This is a genomic window from Oscillospiraceae bacterium (assembly GCA_031265355.1).
Lineage (GTDB): Bacteria > Bacillota > Clostridia > Oscillospirales > UBA929 > JAIRTA01.
The window spans coordinates 77,710-91,516 of record JAISCT010000003.1; the positions used below are offsets into that span (position 1 = coordinate 77,710).

General features: G+C 56.2%; 7 protein-coding genes. All 7 read right to left on the reverse strand.

Translation table 11 applies throughout. The annotated features are described in order from the left end of the window. Positions 1 to 48 precede the first annotated feature (48 nt). Positions 49 to 1,035 (reverse strand): sugar ABC transporter permease YjfF, encoded by a 987-nt coding sequence (gene yjfF, locus LBK75_00660; protein ID MDR1156808.1) that lies wholly within the window; start codon positions 1,033 to 1,035, stop codon positions 49 to 51. Further along, positions 1,032 to 2,063, reverse strand: coding sequence for an ABC transporter permease (locus LBK75_00665; GenBank protein ID MDR1156809.1), 1,032 nt, complete (start codon positions 2,061 to 2,063; stop codon positions 1,032 to 1,034). The genes yjfF and LBK75_00665 overlap by 4 nt, the downstream gene beginning before the upstream one ends. Next, the gene (locus LBK75_00670; GenBank protein ID MDR1156810.1) at positions 2,035 to 3,570 is read right to left on the reverse strand and encodes a sugar ABC transporter ATP-binding protein; all 1,536 of its coding nucleotides are present in this window, start codon (positions 3,568 to 3,570) and stop codon (positions 2,035 to 2,037) included. Before LBK75_00670 ends, LBK75_00665 begins: the two co-directional genes overlap by 29 nt. A gap of 218 nt (positions 3,571 to 3,788) precedes the next feature. After that, entirely contained in the window at positions 3,789 to 4,769 is a 981-nt protein-coding gene (locus tag LBK75_00675) for an ABC transporter substrate-binding protein (GenBank protein ID MDR1156811.1), read from the reverse strand. A 374-nt stretch (positions 4,770 to 5,143) separates the two neighbouring features. Beyond that, positions 5,144 to 11,695 (reverse strand): DUF1080 domain-containing protein, encoded by a 6,552-nt coding sequence (locus LBK75_00680; protein MDR1156812.1) that lies wholly within the window; start codon positions 11,693 to 11,695, stop codon positions 5,144 to 5,146. A gap of 1,259 nt (positions 11,696 to 12,954) precedes the next feature. Further along, complete coding sequence (locus LBK75_00685; GenBank protein ID MDR1156813.1) at positions 12,955 to 13,539, reverse strand: hypothetical protein; 585 nt, start codon at positions 13,537 to 13,539, stop codon at positions 12,955 to 12,957. A gap of 11 nt (positions 13,540 to 13,550) precedes the next feature. Continuing rightward, positions 13,551 to 13,807, reverse strand: a 257-nt coding sequence (locus LBK75_00690; protein MDR1156814.1) for a hypothetical protein, incomplete at its 5' end; no start/stop codon positions are given.

Below are 13,807 nucleotides of genomic sequence, written 5' to 3' on the forward strand. Positions count from 1 at the left end.
TCTCCTTTGATTGTAAAAACAGGCGCTCTTGTCATGGCCGCCGGGTTTTTACCCCGGTTTGCGCCGTTCCGCTCTGAGCGCGATGCCCCGCTGGATGACAATGAAGACGCACAAAAGCGCTGCAATGGTGACTTTGGTCCACCAGGTATTCAAATTCTGGTACGTCACAATGGTCTGGATCACACCCTGGATCAGCGCGCCAAAGGTCGTACCGATCACCGAGCCTACGCCGCCAGACAGCAGCGTCCCCCCGATGACCGCCGACGAAATAGCGTCCATCTCAAGCCCCATATTCTGCAGAGAGTAGCCGGCCAGCGTATAAAAACTGAACACCACACCGGCCAGGGCCGCACAGAACCCCGAGATCGCGTACACCGCAATTTTGATTCTGGCGACAGGCAAACCCATCAGTACGGCGCTCTGCTCGCTGCCCCCGACGGCGTACACGCCGCGGCCGAATCTCGTGAAACGCAGCGTGTAGTATGCGGCCGCGAGGATCACCAGCGCGAAGAACACGTAATAGTACAGCTTCCCCTTGCCTATGCTCACCTTGCCCAAGGCCATGTACTTATAAAATTCGTCGGAGATAGGAATGGAATTTGTGCTGATGACCGCGCAAAAACCGCGCATAAAAAACTGCCCGGCCAGTGTGACGATAAAGGGCTGCAGCTGAAAAGCCTGGATCAGATACCCCATCAGGAGTCCCACGCCGAACCCTATCAGGAGCACGAGCGGGATCACGACCGCCGGCGGCACACCCAGACGCAGCAGATGAGCCGAAAACACACAGGTGAACGCCAGCGTGGACGCCACGGAGATATCGATGCCGCCCGTCAGGAGCACGAACGTCACGCCAACCGCGACAATGATGAGATAGGCGTTGTCATTGAATAGATTGAGGAAGGTAGACAGGGAGAAAAAGCGGTCGTACGCCAGCGAACCCGCCCCGAACAATACGAAAAAAAGTAGGGTGGTGATCAGCAGCGAGACATTTCTGTTGCCGGTTTTTTTCTGTATTTGTACCGCGCCGCTCATGCCTCCTTCACCACCTTTCGGGAAAATTTTCTGGCGATCGCTTCTTTGAATTTTTTCGACTGCACCAGACAGATGACGACCACGATCAGAGACTTGACCACGAGCGTGACTTCGGGCGCCACACCCATGGCCAGCACCGACGTCGAGATGCTCTGGATGATAAGCGCGCCGACAACGCTGGCCGGTATGGAGAAACGGCCGCCGAACAGAGACGTCCCCCCGATGGCCACGGAGAGAATGGCGTCCAGCTCGATCAAGAGACCCGCGTTGTTGCAGTCCGCGCCCTTGATGCCGGCGCTCTCGATGAGGCCGGCCACGGCCGCCATCAGCCCGGAGAACGTGTAGATGATCAGTTTGATGCGATCCACCTTGATGCCGGTGAAACGGCTCGACACGCTGTTGACGCCAATCGCCTCGATGAACAGGCCGAAAGCCGTCTTCCGCGTGAAAAGCATGATCAGAACAAACGCAAAGGCCACGATGAACAGCGGAAACGGCAGCCCCAAAATGTATCCGCCATTGATAAAATAATACGCATCGGAATTAATTGTGACAATTTTCCCCTCTGTAATGAGTTGTGCGATGCCGCGCCCGGCCACCATCAGGATCATGGTGGCCACGATCGGCTGTATCTTCACTTTGGCGATCAGCACGCCGTTCCACAGGCCGCACAAGACCCCCGCCAAAAGCGCGAGGACGATGGCGACCGTCACGCTGCCGGAGGCGCCCGGCAGGATTCTGCCGTCCACAATGCTGCACGCCACCGCGCCGGAGATGGCCATGACCGAACCGACGGAGATGTCCGTGCCGCCGGTGGCCAGCGCCATGGTGATACCGATGGCCAGCACCATCAGCTTGCTGCCGTTGCGCAGGATGTCGATCAATCTGCCGTACAGATGCCCGTCCACGATCCGCATCTCAAAAAACTGGCCGCCGGATACGATGCCGTTCACAAACAGGATGGCCAGCAGCACCACGAGCGGCCAAAAGATCTGATTTTTACCGAGCTGTTTCAGTTTTTGGCTCAAGCTGTTCCCCTCCCGCCATATATTTGACAATCATATCCTCCGATATCGCTTCGCCGACAAGCTCTCCCACCAGTTTTTTGTCCCGCAAAACGACCATTCGTCCACAGCAGCGAACCATCTCGTCAACTTCCGACGAGATGAAGACAAGAGACATGCCCTCTTCGGCCAATTTGATAACCAATTTTTGGATTTCCGCTTTGGTGCCGATGTCGATGCCGCGCGTCGGTTCGTCCAGCATCAGCAGATCCGGGTTGGTGGCAAGCCAGCGCGCCAGGATCACTTTCTGCTGGTTGCCCCCGGACAGATTGTGGATGGCCTGCTCCCGGGAGGGTGTTTTGATGGACAGTTGTTCGATGTATGTGTCCGCCAATTTTTCGGACTGCCGGCGCGACATCGCCTTCATCGCGCCCTGCTTGGCCTGCAGGGCCAGCATGATGTTTTCCCGCACCGAGAGGTCCCCCACAATGCCTTCGCTTTTTCTGTTTTCCGGGCAAAACCCAATTCCGGCCCGCATCGCGGCGATCGGCTCCTTCACGGCCGCCTTCCGGCCGCCGATCTCGACACCGCCCTCCACAAGGGGATCCACGCCGAAGATCAGCCGTGCGATTTCGCTTCGCCCGGATCCGAGCAACCCAGAAAAACCCAGCACTTCGCCTTTGTGAATGTCTATGTTTACATCGGAAATCCGTGTGGACGCAGCTTTTTCCAGACGCAAAAACAGATTTTTCTTCTCGCAGTCGGCCGCCGCCGGCGACAGCCGGCTCTCCAGATCCTCATATTCTTTGCCAATCATCCTAGCCACGAGCTGCATCTTCGGAAGATCCGCCGTGGGGCTGGAGCCCATGTACTCGCCCCCGCGCAGCACGGTGATGGTATCGGACACCTCATAGACCTGGTCCAGAAAATGCGTGACAAAGATGATCCCCATGCCCCGTTCCTTCAGCATCCGCATGATCTCAAACAGCTTTTGCACCTCGACGGCCGTCAGACTGGACGTAGGTTCGTCCAGGATCAGCACCTTCGCGGAGATGTCGACCGCACGGGCAATGGCCACCATCTGCTGCACCGCCACGGAATAGCGATCCAACGTCTGCGTGACGTCGATATGCAGGTCGAAGCGGCCCAGCAGCTCGGCCGCCTTCTGATTGATCGTCTTCCAGTCGATCCGCCCTGCGGATCCGGGTTCGCGCCCGATGTAGATGTTCTCCGCCACGCTCAGGTTCGGGCAGAGGTTCACTTCCTGATACACCGTGCTAATCCCTATATTCTGCGCCGCCTGGGGAGATTGGGGCGATACGGCGCGCCCCTCCAGAAAAATATTCCCCTCGTCTCGTTCAAACACACCCGTCAGCACTTTGATCAAGGTGGATTTTCCCGCTCCATTTTCGCCCAGCAGCGCGTGGATCTCACCGCGCCGCAGTGCAAACTGTACGTCGCGCAACGCGACGACGCCGGGGAATATTTTGGTAATATGTTCCATTTTTAGTAGCTTTTCCTGTGTGTCCATGGCAAGACCTCTTCATCTTCATCGGGCGTCTCTCACGGCGCTTGTGTCCGGCGCGGCGCCGGTTCTCTTTTCGGCAGCGGTGAGAAAGACGCTCTGATTGGTTCTCCGCCGGACACGGCGGGGTTCCCGATGTCCGCCCCACGAAACGATGATGTTCCGTGGGGCGGACATACTTTTATTTGTACTCACGCTTTGTTCCTACACCCTGTGTCGTTTGATCAATACTTTCTGTTTGGCAGGTCGGCCGCCGCCGTGTCGGCGCGGAAGATCCCTTCCTCGGATTTGATCCATTTTTCCACCGTGCCGCCGTCCTTCAGCGTCTGGCACGCGTCAAAGAACTGCGGTCCCAACAGCGGGTTGCACTCGATGGTGACATTGGCCTCGCCGGCCGCCATCGCCTCAAAGGCGCCCTTCACACCGTCGACGGAGACCACTACGACGTCCGAACCCGGTTTGAACCCGGCTTCTTTGATCGCCTCTATGGCGCCCAGTGCCATGTCATCGTTGTGGCCGTAGATCCCTTTGATCTCGCTGCCGTATGTTTTCAAGAAGGACTCCATCACTTCTTTGCCCTTGGCGCGTGTGAAGTCGCCCGTCTGCGACGCGACAATCTCGATGCCCGGGTGATTGGCCGCTATCTCGTCCTCGAAGCCCTTTTTGCGGTCGTTGGCGGCGGAGGCACCCACGGTACCTTCCAGCTGCACAATCTTGCCGGTACCATTTAGCAGCGCACTCATCTCGATGGCGGCGTTCTTCCCTTCTTCAATGAAGTCGGAGCCGATGAATGTCGCGTACAGGCTCTCATCCACACTCGCCATGCGGTCCACCAGCACAATTGGGATACCGGCGTCCTTGGCCTCGGTGAAGACGGCGTCCCATCCGGTCTCAACAACCGGGGCCACTCCTATGACGTCCACACCCATTTCGATGAAGGATTTGATGGCTTTGATCTGATTTTCCTGTTTTTGCTGCGCGTCCGCGAACTTGAGTTCGATGGTGTCCAGGTTCTGCCCGGCGTAAAACTGTATCGACGCGGTCTCCGCGTCACGCCAGCCGGACTCCTGACCAATTTGCGCAAAACCCACCACCAGTTTTTCATTGCCGGAGCTCTTCCCATCGCTGGGCGTCGACGGTCCGCAGGCCACCGCCAACAGCATCAGACAAACCGCCACAACACAAATCAACGCTCTTTTTTTCATCTTGAACATTCCTCTCCTTACATAAAATGATTTTGAGACCGCGAAAAAGCAGAATCTGCTCTTATCTCTATTATATCTCCGACATATTTGCCTTGTCTTTATAATAATTTGACCCATATCAGTCTTTATTTTAACATAATGCGTCAGCGCGGCGGTGCCGTCGTCACGGCGCGGACACCGTTCCCCGTCGCGACGCCGCCGGTATAAAACCGACTGCGGTACCGCTTTTTGTCCGTCTTCCGAGTATGTACGACAAAAAATAACCCCAAGAGCGTCATAGGCGCTCCTGGGGTTATTTTTATTTTGAACCGACTGCCATTATGCATTCATGGAACGAAAACGGCATTTTCATCTTCGGCATGGGCGCTGCCGCGTCAAAGAATTTCTTCCTCCGGAAGGCGCAGCGGCGCGTACTGGCCGCCCCAGACGAACGCCTTCGCGACGACGGCGGTTGCGGGAACGTCGCTCACCGAAATGTCAAGCCGTTTGAACGTCCCGCTCACAGCCGTCGCTTCCGTTACACGCTCGGCACTCACCAGTCTGCCGTTCGCGTCATAGAAAGCGATCAGTATGCAGGCGTCGTCATCGTCGCCGGCAGCTGTATCAATGACGACTTTGGCCGACAGCGGCCCGCCTAGCTCCTTGGTGAGTATCAGATCCTTGACGGCGCCGAGCATGATATCCGCGTCTGAGACGTCCTTGACCAAATCGACCAGAATGATGGATGTTTCAAAGATACCGCTCGGGTCGAGTGCACGCACCACGTACTTTCCGCTGGGCGCTTTCTCGCCAAAGGCGTAGCTGCCGTCGGCCGAGATATCCGCCGTGCCCAGCGGCCTCGAGAAGTCCGTGTCTGCAAAGTCGTAGCGCGTAACCATCAGGCCGGACATGTCGGCGGTACTTGGTAAGTCGGGCTGTATACGGCCGGCAATCAAGAATTCGGCGACCGGTTCCGTCGCACCGCTCGGTATGACGCGCAGATTGCGCACCTTCATATCGGAGTTGAACACGCGCGCTGCTATCTGCCCGTAATGGAAGTCCCGGTTCGCCGGCGCGGTATAGCTGTAGCACAGCTTGCCGTCCACCGTCGCCCGAATCGTGGTCGCGGCGGAGCCGGTGCTTGCAACCGTTATTTCCATCGGGTGCCACTCATTCGGATCGAACGTGATCTGTCCGGCTGTGGTGTTTGTCAGCGCCGTCCAGCCCCAGTGAATGGATCCGGTTTCCACGCCCGTGTGTTCGTTCGCCGACGGGGTTGCGCTCGTGTTGTAGTTGACACCTGTGACATAGCCGCGCAGATCGTCCTGGCCGGCGCCGAAATCCGTCGACAGGTATGTAAACCCGCCGTTGGATTTACCTGCCTTGATAAGCAGCTTGATGTCCGCCTTGATCGTGTAGTTCTCCCACGTGGCGTACCCGTCGGTGAGTTTATACCCGTTGCTGTTCTGTATGAGCGTAAGTTCGTTGTCGGCGACCGACGCCGTGCCGTTTCCATACTCTCTCCAGCCAGAGAGTGTCCCGTCGTTGAACTCCTCTTGCCAGACGAATTTATCCTTGATGTTCAAATCGTCGAAATCCGCCGTGCCGGACAGGCTGACGACACCGGCCATGCCCGTGGGATAGACGTTGTCGATGACCGTTATGAGCGGTCTGACCGTATCTGGCGTTCCCGTCGATCCGTCGGTGTTGGCGTACACGCGGAAAGTGTTGTTGACGACGCGTACAATCAGCGGATAGGCGGCCTCGTTGTCGGCGGCGAATGTGAAATCCTCCTCCGCCAACACGGTCGTAACGCCCTTGTTCACCCTCAGCAGCTGAATCTTACCCGTGGTGTCGTCGGCTCGATTCAGGGCCGCCACATAGCCGTTCGGCGCGCCGGCGTTCAGGTGGCCGCGCACGACGAGGCCCGCGGCCGCTGTGCTCGACGTCGGACGTACCGACGCGGTAAACTCGTAATCGCTCCAGCCATAGTCGCCGACCAGCGCCGCGCCGGCGCCGGACGCGGCCAGACGGTTGCCGCTTATGCTCCACACGTTGTTTGTCGTCGATGCATGGCTTGTGAAGTTTGCGATGGCGGCGTCGCTGCCGGAAGTCGTCGCCGAGAACTGGTTCGAATAACGCGGCGCGCTGGAAACGACCAGGTTGTCAATGTTTCCGGCCGCGTTATAGGTCCTGAAGCCGACCGAGCCGGACAAATACGTGGCGTCGTAGACCGTCGCCCGCAACGTGTCGTCTATGTAGAACTGCATACGCGGCCCGGTCATCACCACAGCCAAGCGGCGCTTGGTATTGGTCAGAGGGAACGCGGTGGCAGTGCCCAGAGACGTTCTTTGCAGCGCGCTCCAGCCCTGATCCATTCGGCCGATCGTCAGGTAAGAAGTATTGCCGTCTCTCTCTATTCCGAAATAATAGCCGTTGACATTGTCTGTGCCGGCTCTGTAATTGGAGCTGCGCACCAGCAGACCGCAGTTGCCTCCGGTCGTCGTCATGGTCACGTCAAGCTCGGCCACGCCATCCGAGAACTCCGAGTTGGGGACGACAAACTTGCCGCCAGTGCTCGCCGTAAACGTGGCGTTGTTCGCGGTTCCCGCGAACGTCCATGTGCTGGATGTGCCGCCCGCATAGGTCGAGTAGCCTGCCTGGTTCGCGCCGTTGTTGAAGCTGTTCACAATCTGCACGTCGGCCTGGGCTTCAGGCATGCCGGCGCCGGTCAGCTCGTACGTCTCGGGGGAGACGACAAACGCAAGACCCTGGCCGCTGATGTGTCCGCTTACAGCCGGCGTCTCATCATAAACGGCGACAGCCGGAGAGGGATTATTGCCGACCCACAGCGTGATTTTGGTGTCGAACAGACGCACGCGCACCGCGACGTCACGGCCGGTCACATCCGCCGCGCCGAGCGTCGCGGCGCCTCGCTTGAGGACAATCTGGCCGCCCTCATAGGCAATCGTGTACACGCCGCCGCGCACGGTGAACGACTGCCCTGGCGACACGGCCGTCTCGACGGCATAGTTTATGCCGTCCGTCGCGTAGTCGCCGACAGCGTACGTGTCCGCCGGGTTGATCATGAGAGTCGGCATGGCGGCCCAGCGCCCGTTGGTCTCGCCGTAAACGCGCAGACCATTCCTGTTTTCGGTGTCGTTCTTGACGCCGTATGTGACGGAAAGCGTCTTATTGGCCGCGAGTTCGGCCTTCAGCGTATTGATCAGAGCGTCGGACAAGCTGAGATTCACCAGATAGCCGAAGTTGCCGGCGCTGGCGCCGCCCATGAACGCGCCCAGGGCTTGGGCGCCGCGTGTGTCGCGCGGGTTGTCGGGGATGAACAGGGTTTCGACCTCATGGCCGTTTATATATACGGTCAGGTCGGAGGGCGCCTCATAACCCTTCACAGTCTGCGAGCCTTCAGAATGGGTTGTGGGGAGATATCTGTCCTGTACCGCGGTGGCGGGTTTGAGCGACGAGATTTCCGCAAACAGGCGGATATGCGCCAGGTCGGCCGGATCAAAGTCCGCCGGCACGGCAAAGTTGTACACCGCCTGCCCGCTGCCGCTTGTGTTTGTGAACGTGTCGGACGCCGATGCCGGCTGGCGCAGGACATAGGACGTTTCATCCAGTATTTCGGTCGAAACGCTGGAGCCGGCCGGTCTGACGAGGACATTTTGGAAATTCTTGGCAATCTTATTGCCGGCGCCGTCTTCGATCCAGACGGTGAGCGTACCCACGCAGCGCACAAACGGCAGCTGGAAGGAAACGGCCTGCTTTCTCTGTACGTAAGGCGTGTAGTCGATGGGCGAAGAGCCGGACAAACCGGTCGTTATGTTATTGCCGAACGCGTCCGTCGCGTCGAAACGCCACTTGAGCGTCGCGCCCGGATAGTCGTGGCCGCTCCAGTTCATGGCGACGACATTGCGCGAATAGGCCGCGCCCGGAACCGCGGTGGTATTGGGGTTGCCGTCGATACCCACGTAGTTGGGCTGGTTCAGATCGGCTATGCTCATATCGCCGCCCCAGGCGACTTCCTCATACCCCATGATCTTGTCGTAGCGTTCCCATGTGAGAATGCCGTTGCGCTCATTCTCAATGTCGTGCGGCTCGGTATACACATAACCCTGGTGCTTTACCTGCTGGCGCAGGATATCCGTATAATACTTAAAGCACCACGATATGTCGTAGTCCCAGTCTCCGTAGCCGACGCTGCCGTACTCGCTGTTCAGTACGGGCTGGCCCGTCTGCGTAAAGCCGCTGCGGTAATTGTTCGTCGAACCGGGATATGTGTTGTTCTCGCGGCCGGTGACGACGTTGTTGACGCTGCTGTAGCCTTTGGAATAGTCGTGCCACGTGTTGATGTCGGTGGGATTCAGATGATCGTTGTTACAAGGGCTCATGTCCTCTACAATCTTACCCGGGCTCACTTCTTTCACGTGGAAGTAGAGGGCCGCAAGCCAGTTGTTTTCGTTTTGCGCGTTGATACTGGTGTTGGCCGCCAAGGTTCTGGTGGAGGTTGTGTTGTAGTTGTACGTATGCGCCTCGGTGAGCTTGGCGGGGTGGGTGTTCGCAGCCGCCGCGCCCGACCCCCTCGTGATGCCCCATGTCTCGTTAAAGAGCATGATCGCGATGACAGAAGGCCGGTTGTAGTCGCGGCGCAGCGCGCCGTCCAAGCAGTCGAGATAGATGTCGCGCCCGGGGGCGTATGTGTCGCCGGTCGCATATTGACCGACCATCATGGCGTTGGCGTGTGGGATGTCCTGCCATACAAAAAATCCCAGCTTATCCGCCCATGTATACTCAATCGGATCCTCGATCTTCAGATGTTTGCGGATCATGTTAAAGCCGCGGTTCTTCATGGCTTCAATGTCGTACCGCAGGGCTTCCTCCGACGCGGCCGTATAAAGGCCTTCGATCCAGAAGCCCTGGTCGAGCAGTCCTGACAGGTATACGGGCCTGCCGTTGATGTTGACGTATGAATAATCCCGATTGTTTGCATCCTGACCCTGAACCCTGATGTCCACCTCGCGCTGACCGAAATAGAGGTTCACGGTGTCCACGGCCTGGCCGCCGATTTTCAGCGTGGCCGTTCCGTAATACAGATTTGGTTCGACGTCGTCCCAAAGCTTCTGGTTGGGAATCGGTATTGTCAAAGCCCCGATATACTCGGCGACTTCACCCGCCGGGACGCCGGGAATCGTAACGGAACCGGAGATGGGCGCGCCGGTGATATCGTCTGTGCCCGTCGCCGCGTTATACTTTTTGGGCGTGAACGCAAAGTCCACGGTGACGTCTTGTGCGGCCGCGCTGCGCCTATTGTTGATCTCCACGTCGAGAACCACGCTGCCGTCCGCCGCGCCGCTGTTCACTTTCGGGTTGGCGTGAACGTAACCCAGAGAAGTCTGTCCGCGCGACTCAAGAATCACCGACTGCCAGATGCCGCCGGTCTGGTTGTACCCGCACGGCGCTTCGCGGCCCTGCTTGCCCACAAGGGCGACATAACCGTGCTGGCCGTATATCGCCTTGTCCTCCACCCAGACGGTCAATACGTTCTCTTCGCCCGGGTCTTTGAGATACTCGGTGAGATTGAACTCAATGGGCGTATAACCGCCGCGGTGGCCTTTGATGTACTCGCCAAAATAATACTGCGGCGTGTCGAGCTGCACCTCGTGGCCGTTGATGAATACGCGGGCCCAGTTGTCGACCGCGCCGAAATAGACGTACACCTGTTTGCCATTGGCCGTCCAGCTTTCGTCGACGACAAACGTTTTCTGATACCACGCCTCGCCGCGGTATCCGGTGTTGGTGACGCCGCTCAGCTCGGTCGTCCAGCCAAACGGAACGTTGATCTTCTGGGTGAAGTCGTGGCTGTTCTGCCAGCCCTCCCGCAGGCCGTCTCCGGCCGGGTCATAGTTAAAATCCCACCAGCCGTTGAGGTTCAACCACTGTTCGCGCTTCCAGTCCGGACGCGGATGCTCCGGGCGTTCGGTCAGCTGTCCGCCGGCCACCGAGACGAAGAATTCCTCCGGCGAAGGCACTTCAAAGCCGCCGCCCGCTACCAGGATCTTATACATGCCCGCCTTGAGTCCCGGAGGCACCGCGACGGTGACAGAGGCGGCCGTGTTGCCAACAACCGTCAGCGGGGATACATTTTTGCCGCTTGACGTCACCAGACGGGCGGCGACGCCATCCAGGCTGGCGCCGTTTAAGACAATGGAACCGCCGGTGTCGCCCACATCAAGATCCAGCTGGGCGCCGCTGATGTCCATCTCGCTCAGTCTCGGGCCCGTGTACGTTTCCGGAAGATAGAACGCCGACGCCGGCACCAACCTCTCGCCCATGCCTTGGTCGTTCCTCCAGACAAGGCGTACGTTGCTGCCGCCGGTGTACTCGAAATAGTCCAGCCGGAAATAGTAGGCCTTGCCGGCGGTCAGCGAGACGCTGCTGCTCCATGACGTTGGAGTTGACGACTGATCCCACCACGAATTGCCGTTCCAGTAGTTGATGATGGCGCTGTCTGTGTCGACCCCACCATCGGATGTGTTTCCGTCGCCGCCTATCCACAGGCGTGAGCCGTTGTCGGAATAACAGCGGAACTCATAGACGCCGGTTTCGGGCGGAACGATCCAGCCGGTCCAGCGCATACCCGCGCTGTCATTGACGCCGCACCGAGCCTGAAGAACGTCCTCCATCGTGCCGAAGCTGATTTCGTTGTCCACATAATATCCGTAGGACGTCGAGGTGAAGGAGACGTTAGCGCCGCTGCCGGTGGTGCGGAACGCCTGCGCCAGCAGGCCGTGATGGACAAATTCCGACGCCGGTTTGTCCGCGACCGGCGCCGCCAACGCTTGGAACGAAACCGCCCCAACAACCATGATCACGGCGATCATGACGGAAACTGCGCGGCGCGCGCTGAAAACACGCTTGAAACTCCTTGTCATTTGATACCAACCTCCCAAATCATTGATTCTCCGAACTGATCCCCCTGTCTAAAACCTGTGGCTGTGGCAAATAGCGATCCTGAACATATTCCACTCTATAGTATAACGGTTTCAGAAATTCATGTCTTTATATTTTCTTGATGTGGTTGGTGTATATCTTGATATCTGCAGCCGCTAATAACAAGCAATTCCATCTAAACAATACTCCGCTTTGCACTTTTTGAGTGCAAACGCAAAGCGCAGGGCACGCATCTCCCGAAGCGGACGGGGCTGCGGGCGACAAATTGCGTAGGAAACGGGCCGCGCCCGCACCCGTCAAGAGCGGTCATTCCGACAGGCTGTCTTTGTGAAAACGGCTACACACCCAAAAAACAAACACGCCCACACGCGCCGGACGTCTCTCCGGCCTGTGTGGGCGTGTTTGTTTTCGTCAGTGCTCTCTTTTGATTCGCGCTTCTTCGTGTCACCGTGTGTTCCCAAGTTCAATGACAAGTGTATCCGTTGTCTCAGCAACCAACCCCTCACAAACCTCTCTCCGCCTTGACCACTGCCCAGCCAACTTTTGCTGCCGGTAGTATGCTTATACTCGGAGGTCTGTCATACAATCCGTTTCTTATGAGATGCTCCATACATTGTTGCTACAGCTATAGTTCAAATTGCTAATAGTTTGAATGTGGTGCGGTTGCCGCCTATCCTCATACTTGTGGCGTGGCGTGTGCAAAGGGTGATGATTTAATTGCTCTCCTTTTAGTATTACGGTATCGCAGGAATATTCGACAGCATAGCATCTTCATCGTAGTCATCAATAATTCTATAGCCCTCAGGCATTTTGGATAGATAATCTCGTTTCTTGCTTTGACAAATTTTCTTAATGACTTCTACTAAAACCGAAGTTAATGTCAGTTTATCTCTCCCTTCATATACTTGTTGATTGATACAATCTGTAGCAATCAACAAGTATATAATCTGTCCTTACAAGCTCGTGAGTAAAGAGTTCTCGGCAGCAAAGAAGAAGTAAAGATGCGTCACATTTTTCAGTTTTTGGAGAGGAACGGCGGCGCAGTCACTGAGGGAGAAGGTTGCATCCGGTTCGCGCGGGCAAGGGACTGCGGGCGGCAGGATGTGCCTTTCCTACGTAGGGGTATATTCCGCAAATAATTATTTTACGGAACATGAAAAGGACTGCCTCTCGGCAATCCTTTGTAATTCTACACAAAAAGAAACAGCCGCCGAGGGGAACCCCCCAAGGCGGCTGTCTATTAATTTGTGCTCTCGTAATAAAGTAGTTTGGGATGTTTTAAGAGAAGTTTTTCGATAGTCTTTTTCTCTTCACTAATGTAATGTGTGAAAAATGGAAAATCAAAATGATGATTGGGCACAAGAAGAACATTGCATTCATGGAATAGGATACACAGCTCTGAAATGCCCCGGAATGCCCCCTCGATCACCATTTCCAAAATGCTTTCATTAGTGTCTATTGAAAGTTTCACGCCTGACTGTGATTGGTTTTTTACATCGTGTTCAGAGAAAAAGTTCTTGATTTCCAGATATATATCATTACTCTTGTCCTTAATACTAAATTGGTTCACTCTGTGAAAAGGAGCAATAATAAATTCTGAAATATCACACTCATCAATATAATCTGTTAAGAACGAAATCATATCTCGCATATCGGCGTAAAATTCCCGCCTCTTACCGGCGTATCCTAAGTCTGATTCATACCCATGATCCCAATCATGTACGTGATGAATACCAACAAATGAGGCTTGATTCATCTGGTCGGCAGATAGACTTAAGTGTATTCTTTCAATTTCTCGCTTTAACTCATAATAGGATATTTTCATTAAGTCACCCTCTACCTCACTGTTCCGTCCGGATAAACATTTTGGTAATCACCAGTCTTGCCATTTGGCGGTTTTGCATCATAATGATCACCACCATGCTCAGATGGATCTTTTTTGAAGTTCCATCCCGTCTTTTTATGCGTATATGAACCGTCCTTGTTCTTTTGAAATTCTCCCGGATGCGTGTCTGGCGTCTTAACTTTATTTCCATCTTTCAGTTTCGATGGCGGTGCAGTTTTCTTTGCGTATGTTGCGTTACTGCCTTTGC